The organism is Pseudomonas pergaminensis (assembly GCF_024112395.2).
GTDB classification, from domain to species: Bacteria; Pseudomonadota; Gammaproteobacteria; order Pseudomonadales; family Pseudomonadaceae; genus Aquipseudomonas; species Aquipseudomonas pergaminensis.
Genome location: NZ_CP078013.2, coordinates 535775 through 561661 on the forward strand (window position 1 = coordinate 535775; position 25887 = coordinate 561661).

General features: G+C 61.6%; 24 protein-coding genes. 21 read left to right on the forward strand and 3 right to left on the reverse strand.

All coding sequences use genetic code 11. The annotated features are described in order from the left end of the window. Position 1 precedes the first annotated feature (1 nt). The 6 genes from waaC to KUA23_RS02400 are packed head-to-tail and all read left to right on the forward strand — an operon-like array spanning position 2 to position 5912. Positions 2-1063 (forward strand): lipopolysaccharide heptosyltransferase I, encoded by a 1062-nt coding sequence (gene waaC, locus KUA23_RS02375; protein ID WP_099492868.1) that lies wholly within the window; start codon positions 2-4, stop codon positions 1061-1063. Next, entirely contained in the window at positions 1063-2187 is a 1125-nt protein-coding gene (locus KUA23_RS02380; protein ID WP_078046553.1) for a glycosyltransferase family 4 protein, read from the forward strand. The genes waaC and KUA23_RS02380 overlap by 1 nt, the downstream gene beginning before the upstream one ends. Further along, positions 2184-2990 carry a lipopolysaccharide core heptose(I) kinase RfaP gene (gene rfaP / locus KUA23_RS02385; RefSeq protein WP_078046554.1) on the forward strand — a complete coding sequence of 269 codons (807 nt, stop codon included), beginning with the start codon at positions 2184-2186 and terminating at the stop codon, positions 2988-2990. Before KUA23_RS02380 ends, rfaP begins: the two co-directional genes overlap by 4 nt. Then, a complete protein-coding gene (locus KUA23_RS02390; protein ID WP_099492867.1) occupies positions 2990-3724 on the forward strand; it encodes a lipopolysaccharide kinase InaA family protein in 735 nt (244 codons plus the stop codon). Before rfaP ends, KUA23_RS02390 begins: the two co-directional genes overlap by 1 nt. Then, positions 3721-4473, forward strand: coding sequence for a lipopolysaccharide kinase InaA family protein (locus KUA23_RS02395; RefSeq protein ID WP_078046556.1), 753 nt, complete (start codon positions 3721-3723; stop codon positions 4471-4473). Before KUA23_RS02390 ends, KUA23_RS02395 begins: the two co-directional genes overlap by 4 nt. Then, entirely contained in the window at positions 4473-5912 is a 1440-nt protein-coding gene (locus tag KUA23_RS02400; protein WP_078046557.1) for a lipopolysaccharide kinase InaA family protein, read from the forward strand. Before KUA23_RS02395 ends, KUA23_RS02400 begins: the two co-directional genes overlap by 1 nt. 118 nt (positions 5913-6030) lie before the next feature. Here KUA23_RS02400 and KUA23_RS02405 read toward each other — a convergent pair whose 3' ends face one another. Further along, positions 6031-8118, reverse strand: coding sequence for a TonB-dependent receptor family protein (locus tag KUA23_RS02405; protein WP_252993394.1), 2088 nt, complete (start codon positions 8116-8118; stop codon positions 6031-6033). A gap of 172 nt (positions 8119-8290) precedes the next feature. Here KUA23_RS02405 and KUA23_RS02410 point away from each other — a divergent pair, with 172 nt between their 5' ends. From KUA23_RS02410 to KUA23_RS02450, 9 genes are all read left to right on the forward strand, one after another. Then, entirely contained in the window at positions 8291-8626 is a 336-nt protein-coding gene (locus KUA23_RS02410) for a YceK/YidQ family lipoprotein (protein WP_078046559.1), read from the forward strand. A 98-nt stretch (positions 8627-8724) separates the two neighbouring features. Next, entirely contained in the window at positions 8725-9054 is a 330-nt protein-coding gene (locus KUA23_RS02415) for a YceK/YidQ family lipoprotein (RefSeq protein WP_410896866.1), read from the forward strand. Between the two features lie 142 nt (positions 9055-9196). Further along, on the forward strand, positions 9197-10954 hold the full coding sequence (locus KUA23_RS02420) for a carbamoyltransferase family protein (protein ID WP_034136622.1): 1758 nt from the start codon (positions 9197-9199) through the stop codon (positions 10952-10954). Beyond that, complete coding sequence (locus KUA23_RS02425) at positions 10938-12068, forward strand: glycosyltransferase (RefSeq protein WP_252993395.1); 1131 nt, start codon at positions 10938-10940, stop codon at positions 12066-12068. Before KUA23_RS02420 ends, KUA23_RS02425 begins: the two co-directional genes overlap by 17 nt. Continuing rightward, the gene (locus tag KUA23_RS02430) at positions 12068-12964 is read left to right on the forward strand and encodes an antimicrobial resistance protein Mig-14 (RefSeq protein ID WP_078046562.1); all 897 of its coding nucleotides are present in this window, start codon (positions 12068-12070) and stop codon (positions 12962-12964) included. Before KUA23_RS02425 ends, KUA23_RS02430 begins: the two co-directional genes overlap by 1 nt. After that, positions 12961-14370: a PIG-L deacetylase family protein gene (locus tag KUA23_RS02435; RefSeq protein WP_214497991.1), complete on the forward strand. Its 1410-nt coding sequence runs from the start codon at positions 12961-12963 to the stop codon at positions 14368-14370. The genes KUA23_RS02430 and KUA23_RS02435 overlap by 4 nt, the downstream gene beginning before the upstream one ends. Further along, positions 14370-15326: a glycosyltransferase family protein gene (locus KUA23_RS02440; protein ID WP_100491640.1), complete on the forward strand. Its 957-nt coding sequence runs from the start codon at positions 14370-14372 to the stop codon at positions 15324-15326. Before KUA23_RS02435 ends, KUA23_RS02440 begins: the two co-directional genes overlap by 1 nt. A gap of 51 nt (positions 15327-15377) precedes the next feature. Further along, positions 15378-16139 carry a hypothetical protein gene (locus KUA23_RS02445; protein WP_078046565.1) on the forward strand — a complete coding sequence of 254 codons (762 nt, stop codon included), beginning with the start codon at positions 15378-15380 and terminating at the stop codon, positions 16137-16139. Positions 16140-16186: 47 nt separating this feature from the next. After that, positions 16187-17272, forward strand: coding sequence for a glycosyltransferase (locus KUA23_RS02450; RefSeq protein WP_252993396.1), 1086 nt, complete (start codon positions 16187-16189; stop codon positions 17270-17272). Here KUA23_RS02450 and KUA23_RS02455 read toward each other — a convergent pair. Next, positions 17261-17827 carry a BUD32 family EKC/KEOPS complex subunit gene (locus tag KUA23_RS02455; RefSeq protein ID WP_178076804.1) on the reverse strand — a complete coding sequence of 189 codons (567 nt, stop codon included), beginning with the start codon at positions 17825-17827 and terminating at the stop codon, positions 17261-17263. The genes KUA23_RS02450 and KUA23_RS02455 overlap by 12 nt on opposite strands. Positions 17828-17975: 148 nt before the next feature. On the opposite strand from KUA23_RS02455, the gene KUA23_RS02460 reads away from it, so the two are divergent. The 6 genes from KUA23_RS02460 (at position 17976) to KUA23_RS02485 (ending at position 24879) form a co-directional block, all read left to right on the forward strand. Then, positions 17976-19154 (forward strand): O-antigen ligase family protein, encoded by a 1179-nt coding sequence (locus KUA23_RS02460; protein ID WP_078046568.1) that lies wholly within the window; start codon positions 17976-17978, stop codon positions 19152-19154. Between the two features lie 9 nt (positions 19155-19163). Then, on the forward strand, positions 19164-20972 hold the full coding sequence (gene msbA, locus KUA23_RS02465; RefSeq protein WP_078046569.1) for a lipid A export permease/ATP-binding protein MsbA: 1809 nt from the start codon (positions 19164-19166) through the stop codon (positions 20970-20972). 154 nt (positions 20973-21126) lie between these two features. Beyond that, entirely contained in the window at positions 21127-21831 is a 705-nt protein-coding gene (locus KUA23_RS02470) for a sulfotransferase family 2 domain-containing protein (RefSeq protein ID WP_078046570.1), read from the forward strand. Then, positions 21824-22432, forward strand: coding sequence for an adenylyl-sulfate kinase (cysC, locus tag KUA23_RS02475; RefSeq protein ID WP_252993397.1), 609 nt, complete (start codon positions 21824-21826; stop codon positions 22430-22432). Before KUA23_RS02470 ends, cysC begins: the two co-directional genes overlap by 8 nt. A 103-nt stretch (positions 22433-22535) precedes the next feature. After that, positions 22536-23960: a bifunctional D-glycero-beta-D-manno-heptose-7-phosphate kinase/D-glycero-beta-D-manno-heptose 1-phosphate adenylyltransferase HldE gene (hldE, locus tag KUA23_RS02480; RefSeq protein WP_078046572.1), complete on the forward strand. Its 1425-nt coding sequence runs from the start codon at positions 22536-22538 to the stop codon at positions 23958-23960. Next, positions 23953-24879 (forward strand): NAD-dependent epimerase/dehydratase family protein, encoded by a 927-nt coding sequence (locus tag KUA23_RS02485; protein WP_252993398.1) that lies wholly within the window; start codon positions 23953-23955, stop codon positions 24877-24879. Before hldE ends, KUA23_RS02485 begins: the two co-directional genes overlap by 8 nt. A gap of 47 nt (positions 24880-24926) precedes the next feature. Here KUA23_RS02485 and KUA23_RS02490 read toward each other — a convergent pair whose 3' ends face one another. Beyond that, positions 24927-25886, reverse strand: coding sequence for a metal ABC transporter ATPase (locus tag KUA23_RS02490; RefSeq protein WP_100491633.1), 960 nt, complete (start codon positions 25884-25886; stop codon positions 24927-24929). Between the last annotated feature and the right edge of the window lies 1 nt (position 25887).

Sequence of the window (25887 nt, forward strand, 5' to 3'; positions counted from 1 at the left end):
TTTGCGCGTACTGGTAATCAAGACCTCATCCCTGGGCGACGTGATCCATGCCTTGCCGGCACTGACCGATGCCGCGCGGGCGATCCCCGGCATTCAATTCGACTGGGTGGTGGAAGAGGGCTTCGCCGAGATCCCCACCTGGCACCCGGCGGTCGACAAGGTGATCCCGGTAGCGATCCGCCGCTGGCGCAAGAACCTCTGGCAGACCATCAAGAGTGGCGAATGGCGGCGTTTCAAGCAGCGCATCCAGTCGACCAAATACGACTTGGTGATCGACGCCCAGGGCCTGCTCAAAAGCGCCTGGTTGACCCGCTATGTGCGGGCGCCGGTGGCGGGGTTCGACAAGAACTCGGCCCGAGAGCCCATCGCTGCGCGCTTCTATTCCCGGCGCCTGGCCGTGGCCCGTGGGCAACACGCGGTGGAGCGCCTGCGCCAGCTGTTTGCCGTAGCGCTGGGTTACGACCTGCCCAAGGGCCTGGGCGATTACGGCCTGAGTGTCGAAAAACTGCTCGGCCTACCGCCCAAGAAACCCTTTGTACTGCTGCTGCACGGCACCACCTGGGACACCAAGCACTGGCCCGAAGCCTACTGGCGCGAACTGGCCGAACGCATGGGGCGCCTGGGCGTGGACGTGAAATTGCCGTGGGGCAACGCCGCCGAAAAAGCCCGCGCCGAACGCCTGGCCCAGGGCCTGCAAAACGCCGAAGTACTGCCCAAGTTGAACCTGGCCGGTGTCGCCCGGGTACTGGCCGGCGCCCGCGCCTGTGTGGCGGTGGACACCGGTCTCGGCCACCTGGCTGCCGCGTTGGATGTGCCGACCATTTCCCTGTTCGGCCCGACCAACCCTGGCCTCACCGGCGCCTACGGCAAGGGCCAGATTCACCTGGCCAGCGACTTCCCCTGTGCGCCGTGCCTGCAAAAACACTGTACCTATCAACCGACGGCCGACGACCTGCGTCGGTTCGACATCAAGCGCGAGTCGCCCCTGTGCTTCACGCGCCTGAACCCTGAGCGTGTGGCAAGCCGACTGAGCACGTTGTTATTGGCTGAGGAGCTGCACTGATGCAACTGGCTTTTGTTCTGTACAAATATTTCCCCTTCGGGGGCCTGCAGCGTGACTTCATGCGCATCGCCCTGGAGTGCCAGCAGCGCGGCCATCAGATTCGTGTCTACACGCTGATCTGGGAAGGCGATATCCCACCCGGCTTTGAAGTGCTGGTGGCGCCGGTCAAGGCGTTCTTCAACCATCGGCGCAACGAAAAGCTCAGTGCCTGGATGGCCGCCGACCTGGCCAAGCGCCCGGTGGACCGCTTGATCGGCTTCAATAAAATGCCTGGCCTGGATGTGTACTACGCCGCCGACGGCTGCTTTGAAGACAAGGCGCAAAACCTGCGCCACTCGCTGTACCGCTATTTTGGTCGCTACAAGCACTTCGCTGATTACGAGCGCGCGGTGTTCGCCAAGGAGGCCAAGACTGAAGTCCTGATGATCTCCGAAGTGCAGCAGCCGCTGTTCATCAAGCATTACGACACGCCGCTGGAACGCTTCCACCTGCTGCCGCCGGGCATTGCCCAGGACCGTCGTGCGCCGCCGAATGCCGCCGAAATCCGTGAAGGGTTCCGCAAGGAATTCAACCTGGGCGCTGACGACCTGCTGCTGGTGCAAATTGGCTCGGGCTTCAAGACCAAGGGTGTCGACCGCAGCCTCAAGGCCGTGGCCGCGCTGCCGGCGGAGCTGAAAAAACGCACGCGCCTGTTTGTAATCGGCCAGGACGACCCCAAAGTATTCCAATTGCAAAGTGCGACGCTGGGCCTGGGGGACAACGTGCAGTTCCTCAAGGGCCGCAGTGATATCCCGCGTTTTCTACTGGGCGCCGACCTGTTGATCCACCCGGCGTACAACGAAAACACCGGCACCGTATTGCTTGAAGCCCTGGTGGCCGGGTTGCCGGTGCTGGTCTCGGCCGTATGTGGGTATGCCCATTACATCGCTGAAGCCGACAGCGGCCTGGTGCTGGATGAGCCGTTCGAACAGAACCAGCTCAACCAGTACCTGACGCACATGCTCACCGACACTGCACAGCGCGCGGCCTGGAGCCGCAATGGCTTGGCCTTCGCTGAGACGGCCGACCTCTACAGCATGCCGCAGCACGCTGCGGATGTGATTCTGGCGGAGCCAAAACGATGAAGTTGATTCTTGCCGAACCGTTCAAGACTTTGTGGGCCGGGCTTGATGCCTTTGCCGAAGTCGAGAAACTGCAAGGTGAAGTATTCCGTGAACTGGCGGCGCGTCGCACCCTGCGTACCGAGGTGGATGGCCGTCCGTATTTCGTGAAGATCCACCGTGGCATCGGCTGGGGCGAGATCTTCAAGAACCTGATCACCGCCAAGCTGCCGGTACTCGGCGCCGGCCTTGAGTGGTCGGCGATTCATCGCTTGCAGGAACTCGGCGTGCCGACGATGACCGGCGTGGCCTTCGGCGAGAAGGGCAGCAACCCGGCGGACCAGCACTCGTTCATCATCACCGAAGAGCTGGCGCCGACCCTCAGCCTCGAAGATGTAACCCTCAACTGGGTGACGCAACCGCCTGCCCCCGCGTTGCGGCACGCCCTCACGGCCGAGCTGGCGCGCATGGTGGGCGACATGCACCGGGGTGGCGTCAATCATCGCGATTGCTACCTGTGCCACTTCTTGCTGGATACGTCGAAACCTATCGACGCGAACAACATCAAGCTGTCGGTGATCGACCTGCACCGCGCGCAACTGCGCGCCCATCTGCCGTTGCGCTGGCGCGACAAGGACCTGTCCGCGCTGTACTACTCGGCGCTGGAGATCGGCCTGACCCGCCGCGACAAATTGCGCTTCCTCAAGGGCTACTTCCGCCAGCCGCTTCGCCAGATCCTGGCCGAGCAATCGGCGTCGTTGAGCCTGATGCAGCGCAAGGCCGACAAGCTCTATGCGCGCAAGCAACGTTACGGGGATGCGATCTGATGGCGGGTTGGAACCTGGAACCTGCTTACGCCCACCTGGCGGATGATTTTGGGAGCCTCGAAGCCGTGTTCGCCCTGCAGGGCGAGCGGCTGACCCGCGACCCACTGTCAGAAGTGATCCGCGTGGAGCGTGGCGGGGTCAATTATTACGTCAAACGCTACACCGGCGCCGGCAAGGGCCTGCGGCGCTACCTGGGCAAGCCGCGGGTCAAGTCCGAATGGCAGAACCTCAAGCGCTTCGCCAAGTGGGGCATTCCCACGGCGGATGTGGTCGCCTGGGGCCTGGAGCGCAAGGGTCTGGCCTACGACCGTGGGGCGATGATCACGCGTGAACTGCCGAGGACCGAAGACCTGTCGGTGCTGGCCGAGCGTCACGATGCGCGCCTGCGCGACCCCAAGTGGGTCGACGCGGTGAGCCGCCAGCTCGCCGAATACACGCGCACCATGCACGATCACCGCTTTACCCATAACGACTTGAAGTGGCGCAACCTGCTGATCGACGATCAGTCCACGCTGTACCTGATCGACTGCCCCAACGGCGATTTCTGGCGCGGGTTCTGGCTCAAGTACCGCATCACCAAAGACCTGGCCTGCCTGGACAAGGTGGCCAAGTATCACCTGTCCGCCACCCAGCGCCTGCGGTTCTACATGCAATACCGTCAGCGCCGGCACCTGAGTGCATCGGATAAAGAGCGTATTCGCCACGTGGTGAAGTTTTTCGAGGGACGCGAATGAGTGATTTCCTGGCGGCTGAAGACCGTGCGCTACTGGAGCGCAACGGTTTGGCGACCTTCGACGCCCTGTGGGCCAAGCAATTGGACGCAGTGGACGAACCCAATACCAGTCGCGGGGGCTGGAGCAGCGTGTTTCGCCTCGAACTCGACGGCCACGGTTACTACCTCAAGCGCCAGAGCAACTACCTGACGCGCAGCCTGCACCGGCCCTTTGGCGAGCCGAGTTTCTCCCGCGAATTTCGCAATATCAGCCGTTACCGCAAGCTCGGCATCCCTGCCTTGCAGGCCGCGTTCTATGGCGAGCGTAACGTCGCCGGCGAGCACCGCGCGATGCTGCTGACCCGTGCGCTGGACGGTTGGAATGACCTGGATTCGTTGCTGGAGCAGTGGTCGCAGTTGAGCGACGCCCAGCACAGCGCGATCCTGTTGGCTTGCGGCCAACTGGCGCGTCGGCTGCACGGCGTTGGCCAGGTGCATGGCTGTTTTTACCCCAAGCATATTTTTATGCAGGCCACCGGTGACGGCTATGCCGCGCAGTTGATCGACCTGGAGAAAACCCGCCCGCTGCTGTTCGGCTGGCGCGATCGGGTCAAGGACCTGGAGCCGCTGTTGCGCCGGGCGCCGCAGTGGTCTGACGAGCAAGTGCGCCAGCTCTTGGCCGCCTACCTCGACCAACCCAAAGACAGCGCGCTGGTCGCCACCTGGCTACAGAAATTGACCGCCCGCCGCAGCCACAAGGAAAACCGTTGATGCGTTTGTCCGAGCTGAAAAGCGCCGGCCGCACGCCGGACTTGCCCCTGACCCTGACGCTGGCCGATGCGGCGGGCCCTGGCCAGTTGCAACTGCTGAGCCTGTTGCGCGTGTTGCCGGGCGAGCGGTACGTGGGCGCGGGCGTCTGGCGCGGCCGTCCGGTATTGGCCAAGTTACTGGTGGGCAGCAAGGCCGCGCGGCACTTTCAGCGTGAACTCAGCGGCGTGCGCTTGCTGGCCGAGCAAGGCCTGACCACACCGTTGTTGCTGGCCGATGGCTTGCAGGAAGGCGAGGGCGGTTGGTTGCTGTTCGAATTCATCGAGGGCGCCGAAAGCCTGGCGGATGCCTGGCAGGCCGTCGAAGGGTTGCCGCCGTTGGCGGACGAACAAACCGCAGTGCTGGCCGAAGCGCTGGGCGCAATTGCGCAGATGCACACCAAGGGGCTTTGGCAGGAAGACCTGCACCTGGACAATCTGCTGCGTCAGGACGGCAAGCTTTACCTGATCGATGGCGCCGGGATCCGCGCCGAAGAGGCGGGCAAGCCGCTGTCGCGCAACCGTGTGCTGGAAAACCTCGGGGTGTTTTTCGCCCAATTGCCAAAAAATCTCGCGCCGTTCACCGAAGAGCTGCTGGTTTATTACCTGCTTGCCAATGGCGAGCACGCCCTGCCGCTGGAAGCTTTGGAGAAACAGGTGCGCAAAGTCAGCGCCTGGCGTCTCCGGGACTTCCTGAACAAGGTCGGTCGCGAATGCACGCTGTTCAGCGTGGTGCGAGGCGCCTTCGCCTTGCGCGCGATTCGTCGCGAAGAAGAAGCGGCGATGCTGCCCGTGCTGGAGCAGGCCGATACGCTGCTGGACCAGGGGCATTTGTACAAGACCGGTGGCGCCGCCAGCGTGGCCAAGGTTGAAGTGGCCGGTCGGCCATTGGTGATCAAGCGCTACAACATCAAAGGCTTCGCCCACTGGCTCAAGCGCTTCTGGCGCCCGAGCCGAGCCTGGCATTCCTGGCGCGAAGGCAACCGCTTGGCCTTCCTCGGCATCGCCACGCCCAAACCGCTGGCCGTGCTGGAAAAGCGCTTCCTGTGGCTGCGCGGCCGCGCGTACCTGATCACCGAATACCTGCCTGGCCCGGACATCATCGAACGCTTCGCGCCGTACGTTGAAAACGGCGACGCCCCGGAAAACGAACTGCTGGCGCTGGATCACCTGTTTGCCGAACTGATCCGCGAGCGCATCAGCCATGGCGACTTCAAGGGGCATAACCTGTTCTGGGACAAGGACCGCTGGTCCCTCATCGACCTGGACGCGATGTGCCAACACACCTCCACCGCCAGCTTCGCCCCGGCGTACGCCAAGGACCGTGCACGGTTCATGCGTAACTGGCCATCGGAGAGTGCGTTGTACAAACTCATCGATCAGCGCTTGCCAGCTCAGGTCTGATCGCGGTCAAAATGTGGGAGCGGGCTTGCCCGCGAATAGGGTGTGTCAGTTAGTGCATTTGTTGCTGACCTAACGCATTCGCAGGCAAGCCAGCTCCCACATGAGCCTTGTGGTGGTTTTAGAATTGGTACTCGGCGCCAGCACCGGCGTACCACGAGCGGCCAGGAGCGGCTTCGTAGTAACGGTTGTTGCCGTCGCCGACGATCACCGAGCCGACGTATTGGCGGTCGAGCAAGTTGTCTAGGCGCAGGGTCTGGTGGAAGGTCCAGTGTTCGACTTTCTGCTCAAAACGTGCGCGCCAGTTGAAGACGCTGTAGGCCGGCGCGGCACGCTGGCTGTTGGTGTCTTCGACATAGACCTTGCTGCGGTACAGGCCTTCGATGGCGGTGCTGACCCAGTCGCGGGGTTTCCAGTTGAGCTCGGCGAACAGCGTGGTTTGCGGTACGCCGGGCAGGTAATTGCCCTTGTCGACGGCGGTGCTGCCGCCGCTGACGAAGTCGCTGTCGTAGGTGGCTTGCAGGCGGGTGTAGGCGAGGTTGGCGGTCCACTGTTCGCTGAGTTGGCTTTCGACGCCCAGTTCGAAGCCGCGACGCAGGGTGCGACCGGCATTCTGGTAGCTGGTGCGACCGCCCAGGGATTGATAGACCACCAGTTCATCCTCGGTGGTTATCTGGAAGACCGCCGCGTTGATGCGTGTGTTGTTGAGCTGGGCCTTCAAGCCCACCTCGTACTGGGTGCTTTCGGAAGGCTTGAGACCGAAGTTGAAGCCCTCGATGCTGCCCGGTGCGTAGGCCAATTCCGCCTGGGTCGGTGTTTCGAAGCCTTTGCCGGCACTGACATAACCATGCAGCTGCGGGGTGAACGCATACATCACGCTCATCGACGGCGTGTTTTTTTGATAGGTCTTGTTGCCGCTGGAATCGCCGTTGCTGAGGAATTGGTCGTCGACGTCCAGCTCCATGGTGCTGTGGCGGACCCCGGCTTGCAGGGTCCAGCGATCGAGGGCCCAGTTGGCCTGGATATAGGGGTCGAGGCTGCGGGCGGTGTCGATTTCATCACGGCGTAGTTGGCCTTTCACGCCGAGGGTGTTGCCACTGTAGTTCTGGTAACCGTGGCGACTGTCCTCGCTCTGGTCGAAGTCCAGGCCGGTGATGATCATCAGCTCGCCCGGTGCACTTTCGATGGGCTGCATCCAGCGCACGCTGCCGCCGTAGAACTTGCGGTCGAATTGCACCACGCCGCCGCCGCGTTCGTTGGCCGGGGTGCCTCTGGGGATCGACAGGTACTGAATCACACTCCGCCGCCCTGTATACGCATTCACCTGCAACGTCGCATCACCGATGTAACGTTCGTAATTCATCCCCAATTGCTGATGGTCGATACTTTTTCGCGTGTTGTACGTCAGTGCATTGGCGCTTACCGAGCGCGGATCGGCCTTGTACGCCGCCCACGTCTGCCCCAGCGGATCCTGCGTGCCGTTTTGCTCCAGGCTGCTGTAGATCAGTGCCAGCTTGCTGTCGTCATCCGGCTGCACGTTGAGCTTGGCAAAGGTTTGGTCGCGGCGCGCGCTGCTGTGGTCGCGGTAGCCGTTGGTGTCCATGCGCGAGGCGTCGAGCACGAAGCCTGCGCCATTCGCTGCGCCCTCGGCGGTCAGGTGGTTCTTGTTCAAGCCGTCGCTGCCCACCAGGGTTTCGGCGCCAATGCGCGGCGGGCCTTCGCCGTCGCGGGAGAACATCTGGATCACGCCGCCAGCATTGCTGCCATACAAGGTGGCCGCAGGACCGCGCAGCACTTCGATGCGCTCGGCGGTGTCGAGGTTGAAGGTGGCAGCCTGGCCTTGGCCGTCCGGGGTGCTCGCAGGGATGCCGTCGGCAATCAATTTGAGACCGCGCACACCAAAGGCCGAGCGGGCGCCGAAGCCGCGGGAAGAAATCTGTAGGTCTTGGGCGTAGTTCTGGCGGTTCTGCACCACCAGACCCGGCACGCGGGCCAGCGCCTCGGAGGCATTGATGCCCAGTTGGCCATCGCTGATCTGCTCCCGGCTGATGCCGTCCACCGAGTAGGGCAGGTCGAACGTCGGGCTGGCGTTGCGCGAGCCGGTGACCACGCTGGGGTCGAGCACCAGTGGTGCGTCCTCGGCGCGGGCAGCATCGCTCAAGGCGAAAAGGCCGGGCATCAGCAGGGTGAAGCGAGTGAGGGTTTTCATGGGGTCAGCCAAAATCTATGGCGCATAGGACGTAAACGCGCAAAAGAGCGCGAGTTTAGTGGTTCGGGCAGTTTTTTCCATTTCGGATATTTCCCACAGGGGGCATCGGTGTCGGGGGCTGGGGTACCCAACATGGCGCTGCTAGCATCGCAGACCACTCGGAGGGCTGTGCATGACGTTGAAAATGACTGCTGCAATGAGCGCCGCATGCGTTGTATTGAGTGGCTGTGGAACGTTGAATACGGTATTACGTGATGATATGGCCGCTACCCGTGAACTGCGCAAGCAAAAGACCTATTGCCAGGCCATACCTCGCGTCTACAGCGGCGCTGCATTCGGCTTCTGCCTTCTGAACGCGCCGCCGGACTTCACGGGCGTGCTTGTGCCGTGGGTGCTGGTGGACATCACCGCCTCAAGCGTTGCTGATACCGTCGTGCTGCCCTATACGATCTACCGGCAGACTGCCGATGGCAACATAGGCATTTATTGGCGGCCAGGCCGCTCCTGACGAGTGCCTGAACAGTGTAAACATGACGTAAGTCGCGGCGCTTTAAGTCTTTGGGATAGTAGGAGTTAGCTGTGAGTCGTAGTTGCAAGGCCATGTTCATGTCTGCCCTGCTGCTGGTTTCCGGTTGCGGCACAATCAACACCGTGTTTCGCCCGGACGTTGTAACCAGCCAGAACCTCAAGGACTCCCGTAGCCATTGCGAAAGCGTACCGCGTATCTACAGCGGCATGATCTACGGCTTTTGTACGCTCAATGGCGAGCCCAGGGCTGGAAAAAGCCTGAAGGACCAAACGCTGACGGACCATGCGGGCAACGCCCTCCCGATCGTCGCCATCGAGTTCGTTGCCTCCGGCGTACTGGACACACTGGTGCTGCCCTACACGATCTACCGACAGAACAAGGACGGCAGCATTGAGATCTTCCGCTAGTTCCGCTCGCCGTTTGCCGCTAACAGCTTTGCCCTGCTTTTAAGCTATAATCCCGCCCTTTAGCTGTTTCCTGCCCAGGCAGGAGGCACACTTTTTTCAGGCGCAACCCGCCTGCATGCAGACTAAAAGAGGCTAGACCCCTGTGGCATTGACGATTCTTGGCCTGTCCGGCGCCCTTAGCCATGATCCTTCCGCAGCCTTGTATATCGACGGCAAGCTGATCGCGGCCGCCGAAGAAGAGCGCTTCGTACGCGACAAACATGCAAAGAACCGCATGCCCTACGAATCGGCGAAGTTCTGCCTGGAACAGGCCGGCATCAAGCCTTCCGACGTTGACGTGGTGGCGATCCCGTTCGCCCCGATCAGCCTGTTCGGCGAGGCCCGCTGGCACTACGCCAAGCGTTACTGGTATGCCCCGGACCGCGCCCTCGACGCGATCCTGATGGGCAACCGTCGCTACAAGCGTTATCGCAACAAGATCGTCTGGTGCCTGGAACAACTGGGCTTCGACCCGAAGAAAATCAAGATCGAGCCGGTGGAGCACCACCTGGCCCACGCGTCCAGTGCCTACCACTGCTCCGGCTTCCAGGAGAAAACCGCGATCCTCGGCATCGACGGTAAAGGCGAGTACGCCACCACGTTCTTCGGCTATGGCGAGAACGGCAAGATCCACAAGATCAAGGAATTCTACGACCCGGACTCCCTGGGCGGCCTGTACGGCGCGATCACCGAGTTCCTCGGTTTCGAGATGCTCGACGGTGAGTTCAAGGTCATGGGCATGGCGCCGTATGGCGATGCCAGCAAGTACGATTTCTCGCGTCTGGCCTCGTTTGAGAACGGCGAGCTGGTGATCAACACCGACTACGCCAACGTCATCGGCCTGCGCCGTTATAAAGAAAAGGGCAAGGGGTTCTACTTCTCGCCAAAACTGATCGAGTGGCTGGGGCCGAAGCGCGAAGGTGATATCGCCGACGAGCCGTACATCCATTACGCCGCCAGTATGCAGGCACTGTTCGAGAAGCTGGCCCTGCAGATGATCGACCACTACCTGGGCGACATCCTGAAAGACACCGGCAAGCTGGCCTTCGCCGGCGGTTGCGCGCTGAACGTCAAGCTGAACCAGAAAATCATCGCCCGTGACGACGTGAAGGAGCTGTTCGTGCAGCCCGCGTCCGGCGATGCCGGCACTGCCGTGGGGGCGGCGGCCTATGTGTCCCACGCCCGTGGTGTACCGGTCGAGAAGATGGAACACGTCTACCTCGGCCCGTCCTACAGCAACGAAGACGTGATTGCCGCGTGCGCCAAACACGAGAGCAAGCCGAACTGGCGCAAGATCGAAAACATGCCCCAGCGCATCGCCAAGATCATGGTCGACGGCAACCCGGTGGCCTGGTTCCAGGGCCGCATGGAGTTTGGTCCGCGTGCCCTGGGCGGTCGTTCGATCATCGGTTGCCCGAGCGCCACTGGCGTGGCTGACCGTATCAACCACCAGATCAAGTTCCGCGAGCGCTGGAGGCCTTTCTGCCCGTCGATGCTCGACACCGTGGCTCCGCAGATGATCAAGGTCGACCACCCGGCGCCGTTCATGACCTTCACCTTTGAAGTGGCCGAAGAGTGGAAAACCCGCGTGCCGGAAGTGGTCCATGAAGATGGCACCTCCCGTGCCCAGGTGCTCAAGCGCGAATACAACCCGCGCTACTACGACATGATGAAGGAACTGGAAGTCCTCACCGGCAACGGCGTGTCCCTGAACACCTCGCTCAACCGTCGCGGCGAAGCGATGATCTGCTCGCCGACCGACGCGCTGAACATGTTCTTCGGCTCCGACCTGCAGTATCTGATCATGGAAGACATCCTGGTCGTCAAAGACGGCGTGGACCCTTATGACGCGCTCGGCTGACCGCCACGTCCTGCAGTTCTGTCATAGCTATGACGGACCGTTCCTGGACTGCGCGCGACAGTACGCCAGTTTGTTCGCAGGGTCTGGCTACAAGGTGACGACGGTGTTCCTTACCGGGGTCGCCGACCCCGAGGTGGCCGCCGGTTGTGCCAGCGATGAAGTGCTGTTCATGGCGTACAGCTCCAAGGCCGTTCGCGGCCTGAAGCTGTCGGCCATTGCCGAGCTGCGCAAGATCGCGGCATCGCGCAACTTCAGTTTTTGCATTGCCCATCGTTTCAAGCCTATCTACGTGGCCTTGCTGGCCACGCGGTTGCCGGTGATCGGTGTGCATCACGCCTTTGGCGATTATCAGCGCCGCAGCCGCAAGCTGTTTGCCGGGTTATTCCGCAAGCGCCTGAGTTTGCTGGGCGTGTCTGACGCGGTGCGTGACGACATGCGCCGCTGCCTCCCGGCCTGGCCGGCTGCACGCATCCAGACCTTGTACAACCGCATTGATGTCGACGCGCTGCAAGCCATGCAGGTGCCGGTGGATGACGCGCGTGATGCCCTGGGGCTGTCGCCGGACGAATGGGTGGTCGGCAATGTCGGCCGCCTGCACCCGGACAAGGACCAAGCCACGCTGCTCAAGGGCTTTGCCCTGGCGCTGCCGCACCTGCCGGAGGACAGCCGATTGGCGATCCTCGGCACCGGCCGCCTGGAACAGGACCTCAAGGAACTGGCCCGTGAATTGGGGATTGCCGACAAGGTACTGTTCCTTGGCCAGGTACCGGATGCGCGTCGGTATTTCCGCGCGTTCGATGTGTTTGCGTTGAGTTCCGACCATGAGCCGTTCGGCATGGTGCTGCTGGAGGCCATGGCCGCTGGCGTGCCGTTGCTGGCCACGGCATGTGGTGGGGCGAAGGAAGTGGTCGAGGGCGTGGGTATCCTGTTTCCCTTGGGCGATGCCGAACACCTGGCCCAAGGGTTGCGACACCTGGCCGCGATGGATCAGCACCAGCAACGGCAGTGTGCCGAGATGATGCTGGAACGCCTGCATGCGCGCTTTTCGGATCAGGCGGTACGCGACACCTTTTGGCAACTGCCGCACGTTATTGAACTGACCGCGGGGGCTTGATGCTCAATCGATTCCAAGGCTGGCGCGAGCGGGGCTGGTCCGTCGTGGATGCGCCTGCCTACAACGACGCCTGGCAGCGTTTTGGTGGCAGCGTCGCCACCCACCCGCAGGTGATCGAGCGCCTGGCGGGGCTCGCCGAGATCCCGGTGCGTTACCTGGCCTGGGAGCAGGGCGGCGAGCTTCAGGCATGCATCGCGACCTGGGGACGAGACCTGGCCCTGTCCAAGGATGTGCTCAAGCAACGCGGCAAAAAAGGTTTGTTCGACCTGGGCAACGCCGAGCTGATCCTGCCGGCTGCTGCCGATGCCAAGGCGCCGCTGCGCCAGCGTGCACGCTACCTGTCGGTGTTGAACGAAGGCCGTTTCAGTGGCCTCAAGCCCCAGGCTGAGCAACTGGCCATGGCGCGTACACCGGAAGAACTGTCGAAGAAATTCCGCTACAACCAACGCCGTGAACTGCGTTTGCTGGAAGAGGCGGGGGGCGTCGTGCGGCCGGTGAGTGAATTTTCCAGCGAGGAACTGGCGGCGATCTACTGCGATTTGTTCCTGCGTCGCTGGGGTTTTGTCGCCACGGGAGCTGAGCGTATGGCGCAAGTGATCGAGCTGTTGCGCGAGTGGCTGATAGGCTCGGTGATTTTTCTCAACGATGCGCCGATTGCCGTCCAACTGGTGTACCGGGTTGAATCGCCCGAGTGGATCAGCGTGGAGTACGTCAACGGTGGCGTGGACCCTGAAACTCGCGCGTTCAGCCCAGGCAGTGTGCTGAGTTTCTTGAACACCCAGAGTGCCTGGGAACAGGCGCGCGAGGCCGGCAAGCCGCTGCGCTTCTCCTTCGGTCGCGCCGACCGGGAGTACAAGGACCGGTGGTGCAACCCCGTACCGGTGCTGAGCGTATGAGCCGCAAACAGCAATTGCTCAAGCGCCACCGACGCAACAAGCGCATTGGCCTGTTGATTGGCTTGATGCTGCTGGTGGTGATCGGTATCTGGGTGGCCTGGTGGCTGCCGTTTGTGCTCGGCGTACTGGCCTGGGTTGCCCACGAGGCGTGGTTTGCCGACCACCTGTTTTATGCCCCCAACGAAGACTATCAATACCGCTTTTCGGCAGATGCCGAGGTGGGAGCGGTTCGCTTGGAGGGCGGGCGACTGCTGGTTGATTCGGCCCTGGAGGCTGATGCGACGTTGGTGTTGGCCATCCGCGTCAAGAGCAGTTGGTTGGGGCGCTTTTTGGACCCGGCTATTGAACTATCGGGCGGAACAAGTCCCGATCGACAAGTGTTCGAACGTGGCGTGAACGGCGTTCGTTATCTCAATCTCAGTGGTTTGGCGCCCGCCCTTGTGGCTGGCGAGTTGCGTTTGCGCGGGCGCTTTTGCCGACTGCTGGGCGCGCCCCGGTTATGGCAGTGGGCCACTGCGGATTATGCGGCACAACGGGTGATGGTAATCGCGCCCCATGCCGACGACGCTGAGTTGGCCGCGTTTGGTCTGTACAGCCAGGCCGATAAACCCTGGATCGTGACCCTCACCGCCGGTGAGATTGAAGCAGAACACTATCGGCACATGGGCTTGGCCCCGGCCGAAGCCTCGCGCCTCAAGGGGCGCCTGCGCGCCTGGGACAGCATCGCCGTGCCCCGCTGGGCCGGGGTGCCCGAAGCGCATTGCGTGCAGCTCGGTTACTTCTGCCTGCAATTGCCCGCGATGCGCGCGACGCCGGATCAACCGGTGGCCTCACGCGAAGCGAACCTCTCGGATATCCGCCTGTTCCGCCAGTTCAACCCGTTTCCGCTGCCGGCTGACGTGGATGGCCTGCCCACTTGGAACAACCTGCTGGCCGACCTGCGCCAATTGCTGCTCACCGCACGTCCCGAAGTGATCGTGTTGCCCCATCCGGTTATCGACCCGCACCCCGATCACATCTGCGCGCAGCAGGCGGTAATCGAAGCCCTGCAAGGGCTGGAATGGCAACCGACGACCTTACTGGGCTACGCCAACCACCTGCATGACAACGACCGCTGGCCCATGGGCGATGCCGGCGCCGGCATTGCGTTGCCGCCGCAGTTCGATGATGGGCTGGAATTGACGCCGTGCAGCCTGTCATTGTCGTTGGAGCAACAGCGCGACAAGGCCATGGCGCTGGGCATGATGCATGATCTGCAACCTGCGCCACCGTTCAAGCGCCGTGTGCGGCGCTGGCTGCAGCGTGTGTTGGCAGGCCGTGCGCAATCACCCTACGGCGAGAACGAATTTTTCCGCAAGGCCGTACGACGGCATGAGTTGTTCTGGCGTTTGGGAAAGGATAAGTAATGAAAGTCTTGTTTCTGGTGCAGAAAGAGCAGCGCGCCATTCTGGATCGCTTGTACGAAGGCGTGGCCGAGCATTGCGAGTGTGACATCCGCTGGTTGAGCAGTGATGAGCAGCGCAACCTGCGTGGTTACTTCCGGCGCGAAGTCGATGTGAACCGTTACGACCGCATCGTGTTCTTCCTGCGTTTCAAGCAGGAGATCCGCCAGGCCGGGTTTATTCGTACGATCCCGAACCTGGTGATCCTCGAGCACGACGCCTACCAGAACTATATTCCCTGCAAGTACACCGGCAAGTTCAGCGCGCATTACCGCCGTCTGCCGTGGGCGCGGGTGATCAGCTCCGGCTATATGGTGACCGAACGCCTGCGTGCCGAAGGTTTTGACGCAGTGTTTGTGCCCAAGGGCTACGATCAGGCGCTGCTGCAGCCGCAGGAACGTGTACGTGATATCGAGCTGGCGTTTGTCGGCAGTACCAATAGCGTGGCCTACAGTGGTCGCAAGGCACTGCTTGATGAGTTGGCACAGGTTGAACCTTTGGTGGTTACGCGCACCAAATCCGGCGAGGAATACTGCGCCACACTCAACCGGATTCGTTTCTTCGTCAGTGCCGATGTGGGCATGGGCGAGTACATGATCAAGAACTTCGAGGCCATGGCCTGTGGTTGCGTATTGCTGGCGTTCGATCAGGGCGCTGAGGAAAATGCGGCCCTCGGTTTCGTAGACATGGCCAATGTGGTGTTCTACAAGGACATCCCGCAGTTGCAGGAAAAACTCGCCGTGTTACGGTCGAACCCGCAGTTGGCGGCCGACATTGCACGCTGTGGGCAGGAGCTGGCTGTCAGTCAGTTCAGCTTTGCTCGTATCGGCCAGCGGATTGTCGAAGTGCTTGAACCGCCCTTGCGGCCGCGTGCTCCACTGAGTCTGTTGGAAAGGTTGCGCTCGAAGCTGGGCGTTTAATGTCGGCCAAATGGCCATAAGTGATGGCTATATGATATTATCGAGGCTTGAATGCAATTCTCCGATCAAAGCGACATAACGCTCGTAGTGACCAGTTGCGGTCGCTTCGATTTGTTGAAGCGCACGCTCGCGAGCTTCGATCTGTTCAATACGGCGGACATACGCGAAGTCTTCATCACCGAAGACTCCGGCGATGATGCCGTGCGCCTTGCGGTTCCAGAGCACTGGCACAGTCATTGCACTTTCTTGATCAATCGCCCGAAGCTTGGGCAGTTGGCATCTATCGACCTGGCCTACGAGTCGGTCAAGACCCCCTACATTTTCCATTGCGAGGATGACTGGGCGTTTTATCGACCCGGCTTTGTCGAGGACTCCAAGACGGTACTGGAGCAGCGACCCGATATTTTACAGGTGTGGTTGCGCAACTACGTTTACGACTTGCAGGTGCACAGTCCCTATATCCATTTGGGGCCGCGTGAAGTGATTGGAGGGGTGCCGTGTTATCCCCTGCTGTCCGACAAGCCTGAGTGGCAGGGATTTTCACTGAACCCGGGGTTGCGACGCATAAAGGAATATCGGCTGTGCGCGCCCTATGCCGGGTTCGAGGGTGAGAAGGGGCTTTCCAAGCGTTACGCGCAGCTGAACCTGGGCGCCGTGACCCTGGAGGGTGATGCGGTGTTGCATACCGGTTTCGGTCTGCATGTGGCAACTGCAGAAGAACGCCTGACCAAGGCGCGACGCAAGCGGCGAGAGCGGATCAAGTTGGCGGCCATGCTGATACTGGGACTGGGTATCGGCTGGTTGATCCATTAGTTGCGTACGACAAGCCAACCTAACGCCGCAAAAGGTCATTTTTACCGATGAGTATCCTCAACATCATGTGGGCCGGTGGTTCTGCATTCGCTTCGGTGCAGAAGGTTCATCAACAGATACTGTCCCATGCCATTTGCCATGCGCCGATCAACACCTGGCTGCTGCAAGGCGGCGCGCAGCCGGGTGAGCCGGTTCGCGAGTGGAACCTGTCTTCCGCCCAACTCAAGGGGCGGCATCTTTGGAAGCTGCTGGCGCCCCTGATGCGCGCGCGTTTTCACAAAGCGCTGCCCGAGGATGTGGAAATTGTATTGCTGGATGGGATGGGCGTTGCCCGGGTGATGTTGCCGGTGCTCAAGCGTACGCCGCAGGTGCGGGCCGTGGTTGTCTTTCATGGGGCAACGCGCTTGCGAAAGGCCGACCGCAAGCTGCTCGACCAATTTCCGGCATCACACTTGACCCTCGCTGCCGTCTCGCAAACCCTGGCCCACTCCCTTGAACACTACCTGCAACGGCCCGTTGCGGTGCTGCGCAGCGCTTTTGACCCGGTAGCATTTCGTGCTGCCGCGCTTTCCCGGGAGCAGGCGCGGTCGCGTCTGGGCCTGCCCCTGGGAGACTCGCCGGTGCTGGGCGCCGTCGGTCGGTTGGTGGACGGCAAGGGATTTGGCTGTTTGCTTGAGGCGTTTGCCGGTGTGTCGGCCCAACAGCCGCAGGCGCGCCTGGTGATTATTGGCGAGGGTCCGGCCAGGTCTACCCTTGAGAGGCGTATCCAAGAGTTGGGTTTGCAGGGCAAGGTCTCGTTGCCAGGTCACCTTCCGGAAGCCGCGACCCTGTACCGGGCGTTTGACTGGGTGGCCATCCCGTCGACGGAAGAGGGGCTGGGGTTGATCCTACAAGAGGCGGTGATGGCCGGTGTACCGGTACTGACCAGTGAGTTGGCGGTGTTCCGTGAGCAGTTGGCGGATGCCGGCTGGTATGCCCCATCAGACGATGTGCAGGCTTGGGCGCACCTGATGGAGCGGTCATTCGCGGCCTCGCCACGGGAAGTGCTGGAGGCTCAATCGCGGGCGCTGGCGCCAGAGCAGGCCTGGAAGGATTTCAGTGAAACCTCCCAGCGCCTGTTTTCATGCCGCTAGCAGCGCCTGCTCCAGCGCTTGCATTGGAAAGCGTTCGTTCAGCTTCTCGCGCGCAATATAGCGTGCGAAATGCTGCAAGTTGCGCCGTGCGAGTTCGGGGTTGAGCGGGGCGCGCAGAAAACGCATATCGGCCACATCGATCAGCCCCATTTCATTGTCAGGCGTGACAACAATATTGCCCAGGTGCAAGGAGCGAAAGTAGATGCCAGCACCGTGCAGGCGGCGAATGAGGGCCACCAGCGGGTCGAGGTTGGATTGCCAGTCAAAGCCTTCCTTGTTGGAAATCTGGCGCAGTGTTTCCCCTGGCAGTGGGCGATACAACACCGCCGTCATGCCCGGCGTAGCCAACTGATAGAACGCAAGGACGGTCAAGGTGGGGATGCCACGCTGTTGCAGTTGCGCCACGTTGTCGATGAAACGTTTGGAGTAAGGACGAAACAGTGCCGACGAAAACAGACGTTTACGGCGAAACAGTTTAAGGATGTTCCCGTCTGCCAACAGGTAGACTTTGGGGCCGTAGCTGTCCTTTTCGAGGATCTTGGCGCCTTCAATCATCGCGGTTAAATCGGCTTGGGGAAGCCTTGAACATTGCATCGTCGGAAAGCCTTGTGGGAGTCGCGGGCACAGTGATCGGCAATAATGCCGAAAGTTTTGGGTTTTAACCATGCCGGGTTGGCGGGTTGGACGTATTCAGGAGCAGGTGATGCAAGCAAGTCGTTGGGCGCAGGTATGGATGATTTTCGGTTTACTGTGGTTTTTGCTGGCGATTGCCTTTGCACCCACCAACAAGATTTATCAACAAGGCCTGACCCTGTTTCTGTGGTTGCCGGCCGTGGTGTTTGCCTGGTCGGCGCGTGAACGGCTCAAGGACGTCTGGCGTGAGCAGCGCTGGATATGCCTGATGATTGCCGCATTGGCGGCCTGGGGGGCGATCAGTTTGCTGTGGACCAACGCCGAAGACCCTTCGCGCGAGGCCAAGCGCCTTCTGTATATAGGTATGTTCCTGCTGTTCTTCCCGGTGTTTGCCTGCGGGCAAACCGAGCGCGTCATTCGCGTGATGCAGTGGGGTGGTTTCGGGCTGGGCTTGTCATCACTGGGCGCTATCATCAAGTTCTACGGCCTTGAGCATAATGCCTGGTATGCGCGTCTTGAGGGATTGGGGCAATTGTCCCACCCGATTCTGGGCGCCTATGTGATTGGCCTGGCCGCGGTCTGGTTGCTGCACTGGCTGCCCCGTGGGCGCTGGATGCAAGTGGCGTGGGTGCTGTCCATCGGGTTGCTCGGGCTTTTTGTGGTGCTGAGCCAAAGCCGTGGCGCGGCGCTGGCGTTGCTGTTGACGGTGGTGGCGATGCCGGCGTGGTGCCGTGACCGACGGACTACCGTGATCGCAGCCGGCGCAGTGTTGGCGGCGCTGGCGGTGTTCTTCGCCATGCAATCACTGATGCTGGCTCGCGGGGTATCTTATCGGCCTCAGATATTTATGTCGGCCATGCAGATGATTGCCGAACACCCGTGGACCGGACTGGGGTTGGGCGGGGACTATAAAGTACTGGCTGACGGCGTGTATTTCGACCACGCCCACAACCTGTTCTCCCACGTCGCCATTGAACTGGGCCTGCCCGGCCTGTTGCTGTGGTGCGGGCTCTGGTTCGGTGTGTTGTGGCAAGCCTGGAAAGCCCGCGACACGCTCTACGGCAAGGGCATCATCGGTATGTGGGTGTTTTCGTTCCTGGCCATGCAGTTCGACGCGGCCAGCCTGACGGGCACCCCACGGGCCGAGTGGTTTATCTCGTGGCTGCCGATCGCGCTGGCCAGTGTCTTGGTCTGGGCTCGGGCCAACCCCGAAGCATGTGATAAAGTTCGCGTCCTACCCAATCAGTGAGCTCGACACATGAGTGACGCACCGCCAAAAGCGGACCAGGAATCCAGCCTGAAAATCTATTTCCGGCTGCTGGGCTATGTGAAACCGTACATCGGCATGTTCATGCTGAGTATCGTGGGCTTCGTGATTTTTGCTTCCACCCAGCCGATGCTCGCCGGGATCCTCAAGTACTTCGTGGACGGCTTGAGCAATCCCGACGTGGTGTTCCTGCCCAAGATCCCGTTGTTCAAGGACCTGAAACTGCTGATGGCCGTGCCGCTGCTGATCATTCTGATCGCCGCGTGGCAGGGCCTCGGTTCGTTCCTGGGCAACTACTACCTGGCCAAGGTTTCCCTGGGCCTGGTGCATGACCTGCGGGTCCAGTTGTTCAACAAGCTGTTGGTGCTGCCCAACCGTTATTTCGACACGCATAACTCCGGGCACCTGATTTCCCGCATCACCTTCAACGTGACCATGGTCACCGGCGCCGCCACGGACGCGATCAAAGTAGTGATCCGCGAAGGCCTGACCGTGGTATTCCTGTTCGGCTACCTGTTGTGGATGAACTGGAAGCTGACCCTGGTGATGCTGGCGATCCTGCCGCTGATTGCGATCATGGTTGGCAGCACCAGCAAGAAATTCCGCAAGCAGAGCAAGAAGATCCAGGTGGCAATGGGCGACGTCACCCACGTGGCCTCGGAAACCATCCAGGGCTACCGCGTGGTGCGCAGCTTCGGCGGCGAAAGTTACGAAGAACGCCGTTTTGCCGCGGCCAGCCAGGGCAACACTGACAAACAGCTGCGCATGAACAAGACCGGCGCGGTCTACACGCCGATGCTGCAACTGGTGATCTACACCGCCATGGCCGCACTGATGTTTTTGGTCCTGCTGCTGCGCGGCGACGCCACGGCCGGTGACCTGGTGGCCTACATCACCGCAGCGGGCTTGCTGCCCAAGCCGATCCGCCAGTTGTCGGAAGTCAGCTCGACGATCCAGAAGGGCGTTGCCGGTGCAGAAAGCATCTTCGAACAGTTGGACGAAGAGCCGGAAGTCGACGGCGGCACCGTGGAGCGTGATCGCGTCAGCGGCCGCCTGGACGTGCGTAACCTCAGCTTCACCTACCCGGGTGCCGAGCGCGAAGTGCTGAAGAACATCAGCTTCACCGCAGAGCCTGGGCAGATGATCGCCCTGGTCGGGCGCTCGGGCAGTGGCAAGTCGACATTGGCCAGCCTGATCCCGCGTTTCTACCATCACGAGACCGGGGAAATCCTGCTGGACGAGGTCGAGATCGAAGACTACCGCCTGCGCAACCTGCGCCGGCACGTGGCCCAGGTCACCCAGCACGTCACCCTGTTCAACGACACCGTGGCCAATAACATCGCCTACGGCGACCTGGCGGGTGCACCGCGTGCGGACATCGAAAAAGCCGCCACCGATGCCTATGCCATGGACTTCATCGCCGAGCTGCCCAAAGGCCTGGACACTGAAGTCGGTGAAAACGGCGTGCTGCTGTCCGGCGGCCAGCGTCAGCGCTTGGCCATCGCCCGCGCGCTGCTGAAAAACGCCCCGCTGCTGATCCTGGACGAAGCGACCTCGGCACTCGACACCGAGTCCGAACGCCACATTCAGGCCGCGCTGGACAAGGTCATGAAGGGCCGCACCACCCTGGTGATCGCGCACCGACTGTCCACCATCGAGAAAGCCGACATGATCCTGGTGATGGACCACGGTGAAATTGTCGAGCGTGGTACACATGTGGAACTGCTGGCCATGGGCGGGTACTACTCGCGCCTGCACGCCATGGGCCTGGATGAACCGGTCACGGCCAACATCACTTGATGTAGACCGGGGCGCGCAATGCGCCCCGGTGTTTGTATCTGGCCCATTACAGGCTTGACCAAAGCCAAATAATTCGCTGCCTATCGTTTGTTATGTTGGCCTTCTCGATTCGATTGACGAACGAGAGGGCTAACCTTCTTGCGTGGGTAATGGAATGTTGCAACGTCTGTTCTGGAAACTGCTCCCCAAGCCCCAGCGGGTGTTTTTGCTGGGGCGTTTGTCGGTGGTGGATCGCCAGGCGGTGAATAAATCCCTGTCTGGGGTGACCACCCTTCCGCGTGCTTTCGAACAACACAACTGCGTGTTCATTCATGTGCCCAAATGCGCAGGCAGCAGTGTCTGCTCGGCGCTGCTTGATGGGCGCTGGCCGGGGCATCTGCCGTACTACTGGTACCAGCAGCAATTCCCTGAACACTGCGCACGCAGTTTCAAGTTCGCCTTTGTGCGTGATCCGTTGGAGCGCGCCTATTCGGCCTACACCTACTTGCGCAGTAACCACATGGGCGTGCGCGACCTGCAGGCTCAGGCACTCGTCAGCAGCTACCGGGACTTCGATGATTTCGTCGGCAACTGGCTGCACCCGGACAACCTGCGCCGCCAGTTGCACTTTGCACCCCAGACCGATTTCCTGACCGATCACATGGGCCGCATGGCCATGGACTTTCTCGGGCGCCAGGAATCCCTGGAGCAAGACTTCCAGCAGTTGTGCGAACGCCTCGGCGTGACCTCGTCGCTGCCCCATCTCAACGTTTCACTCGGGCGGCGCAACGAGCCGGTCAGGGAGTTCTGCAGCCTGCGTACGCGCCGCCTGGTCCGGCGCGCCTATCAACGTGACTACGAGGTCCTGGGGTATGAATAGTCAGTCGCTCTCCCGTGGTTCTGCCTCCATCCGTCCGTTCGCCTTGTCGTTGTCGGTGGCCGCGCGGGCGGCGCTCAAGCATCAGCAGCCCTGCTGCCTGTGGCTGACCGGGTTATCCGGCTCCGGCAAGTCGACCCTGGCCAACGCCCTGGAAGTACAGCTCAACGAGCAGGGGCGACATACCTTCGTGCTCGACGGCGATAATTTGCGCACCGGTTTGTGCAATGACTTGGGCATGAGCGACGCGGCGCGCAAGGAAAACATCCGGCGTATCGGCGAAGTGGCGCGGCTGATGGTGGACGCAGGATTGATCGTGATCGTCTCGGCGATTTCCCCGTTTAGCGCCGACCGGGCGAGCGCCAAGGCGTTGTTCGGGCCAGGGCAGTTCTTCGAGGTCTACATCAGCACACCATTCGATGTGTGTGCGCGGCGAGACCCCAAAGGCTTGTATCGCGCAGCGTTGGAAGGGCGCATCCAAGCCTTCACGGGGCTGGACAGCCCTTATCAGGCACCGGAGGCGGCTGACTGCGAAATCAACACCGATGAGGTCGAGTTGGCCGACGCGGTGGAGCATATCCTGACGGTACTGTTTAAAAAATAACCAGAAAACCCCCGTGATGCATCCCGGATAAAGCTCTCGAACTAGGCGGCGCTCACCCTGTGCTAATATCGCGCCCCTGTTCATTTTGTATGTGGGTTGCTCCATGAAGTTGTCCATGCCGCGATTCGATCAAGCCCCTGTCTTGGTGGTCGGCGATGTCATGCTCGACCGTTACTGGCATGGCGGTACCTCACGGATTTCCCCTGAGGCGCCGGTACCGGTCGTCAAGGTCGAGCAAATCGAAGACCGTCCAGGTGGCGCTGCCAACGTTGCCCTCAATATTGCCGCGCTCGGCGCCCCGGCCTCCCTGGTCGGCGTGACCGGCGACGACGAAGCCGCCGACAGCCTGGCCAACAGCCTGCGCGGTGCCGGCGTGCGCGCGCTGTTCCAGCGCATCGCCCACCAGCCGACCATCGTCAAGCTGCGGGTGATGAGCCGTCACCAGCAATTGCTGCGTATCGATTTCGAAGAACCCTTCGCCACCGACGCCCTGGCCCTGAGCGGTCAGGTCGATGAGCTGCTCGAAGGCATCAAGGTGCTGGTGTTGTCCGACTACGGCAAAGGCGCCTTGAGGAACCACCAGGCACTGATCCAGGCCGCCAAGGCCAAGGGCATCCCGGTATTGGCCGATCCCAAGGGCAAGGATTTCTCGATTTATCGCGGAGCCAGCCTGATCACGCCTAATCTCAGCGAGTTCGAAGCCATCGTCGGCGGTTGCGTCGATGAGCACGACCTGGTGACCAAGGGTGCGGCACTGATGGCCGACCTCGACCTGGGCGCCTTGCTGGTGACCCGTGGCGAGCACGGCATGACCCTGCTGCGTCCCGGCCACCCGGCGATGCACCTGCCGGCACGGGCCCGTGAAGTGTTCGACGTCACGGGCGCCGGTGACACCGTGATTTCCACCCTGGCCGCCTCGATTGCGGCGGGTGAAGAACTGCCCCACGCCGTGGCCCTGGCCAATCTGGCGGCGGGCATCGTGGTGGGCAAGTTGGGTACTGCCGCTATCAGCGCGCCTGAATTGCGCCGCGCTATCCAACGCTCCGAAGGCTCGGAGCGTGGTGTGCTGACCATCGAGCAACTGCTGCTGGCCATTGACGATGCTCGCGCTCACAACGAAAGCATTGTGTTCACCAACGGTTGCTTCGACATCCTCCATGCCGGGCATGTGACTTACCTGGAGCAGGCGCGCGCCCAAGGCGATCGCCTGATCGTCGCGGTCAACGACGATGCGTCGGTGAGCCGCCTGAAAGGCCCTGGCCGCCCGATCAACAGTGTCGACCGTCGCATGGCCGTGCTGGCTGGCCTGGGCGCGGTGGACTGGGTGATCAGCTTCCCTGAAGCGACCCCGGAAAACCTGCTGGCCCAGGTCAAGCCGGACGTGCTGGTCAAGGGTGGCGACTACTCCGTCGACCAAGTCGTGGGGGCGGATATCGTCAGCGCCTACGGCGGCAAGGTTAAGGTGCTGGGCCTGGTCGAGAACAGCTCGACCACCGCCATTGTCGAGAAGATCCGCAACAATGAATAAGCAGGTTCTGATCACCGGCGGTGCGGGTTTTATCGGCTCGCACCTGGTCGATGCGCTGCTCGCCAAAGGCTACGGTGTGCGGGTGCTGGATAACCTGTCCACCGGCAAGCGCAGCAACCTGCCGTTGGACAACCCGCGCGTCGAACTGCTGGAAGGTGATGTGGCCGATGCCGACCTGGTAGCCCGTGCTGCCGTCGGCGCAACGGCGGTGGTGCACCTGGCGGCAGTGGCTTCGGTGCAGGCGTCGGTGGATGACCCGGTCAGCACGCACCAGAGCAATTTCGTCGGCACACTGAATGTCTGCGAAGCCATGCGCAAGGCCGGCGTCAAACGTGTGGTGTATGCCTCCAGCGCCGCGGTCTATGGCAACAATGGCGAAGGCGCTTCGATTGACGAAGAGACCACCAAGGCGCCGTTGACGCCCTATGCGTCCGACAAGTTGGCCAGCGAGCACTACTTCGACTTTTACCGTCGCCAGCATGGCCTGGAGCCGGTGATCTTCCGTTTCTTCAATATCTTCGGGCCACGCCAGGACCCGTCATCGCCGTACTCCGGTGTGATCAGTATCTTCAGCGAGCGCGTGCAGCAGGGCGTGCCGATTGCCGTGTTCGGCGATGGCGAGCAAACCCGTGACTTCATGTACGTGGAGGACCTGGTGGACGTGCTGGTGCAGGCCATCGAAACGCCGGCTGCGCCGCTTGGCGCAATCAATGTCGGCTGGAACCGCACCACGACGCTCAAGGACGTGCTGCAAGCCCTGGAAGAAATCGTCGGCAAGTTGCCGGCCGTGACTTACGGGCCCGCACGCTCTGGGGATATCCGGCATTCGCGGGCGAATAACCAGCGCTTGCTGGCAAGCTTTACGCTGCCCGAGCCCACCCCCCTGAAGGTTGGCCTGGCACGCCTGCTCAACATCTGACCCCCGTAGGAGCCGGCAAGCCGGCTCCTACAGGTGGGCTCTTCAAATCAGCGGCTGGCTTTTTTCTTCGGCACGATCTTGCGCAGCACCCGCTGTGCCAGGCGCTTCAATTTCGATTCTTTCTCAGGCGTTGCCAGGCCTTGCTGGCGTAGCCAATCCTTCCAGCGAATCCGCTCGTCACGCACCAGCCAGCCTTCCTGTTGGGCGAAGCTTTCCGCCAAGTACACCCCTCGCGTGCTCGCCGGGTACAGTTGGTCTTTCTTGACCGTGTACAACTCGGCGAGGGGCTGGCCGTCTTTGAGCGGCATCAGGTACAGGTCCGGGCGCTGACGGTCGAGGCGGGCAACCAGTTGGTCGCCTTCCAGGCGTTCGTCCACATGGAACAGGCTCAGGGATTTGGCTTCCTTGGGCACTTCCAGGCGCAGGTCGTAAATCAGTTGCAGCGAGGCGGTGGGCAGGTGCACATAGGCGCGCGGGCGTTCGATCAACTGGGTGGTGGCGCAACGCACCGGTCGGGCGGCGCCGGATAGCGGGCTGAGGCGAAAGGGCAGGGCTTCGCGGTAATGCAGCGCGGCGGAGTAAGGCGCCGGCAACCAGGTGTCATTGAAGCGCCCACTGAGCCAACCTTCTGGCGTCTCCAGCAGGCACTCTTCGGCAATTTCCTGGATGGCGGTATGCAGTGGCAGGTTCAACTCGTGGGCGGGTACGTAGCCGGAAATCAGCTTGAGCACCACGTCACCACGGTCCTGGCGGCGCTGGCGCACCAGTACCCAGTAATCCTTGTTTTGCCAATGCAGGGTGAGTCGCACCGACACGCCGAGGTTGGCCAGCTCCAGGGCAAAGCGCTCGGGGTCGGCCACTTCCACCGGCTTGCGCCGTTGCAGGGTCTGGGCAAAGTTGAGCGGCATGCCCACGCTCTGGTAGCTCAGGCCTTCGGGGGTGGCTTCGACGTGCAGCGGCAGTGTTTTGAAGTTGCTAGGGTTTTTTCTTATGAGCGTTCGCGGCATG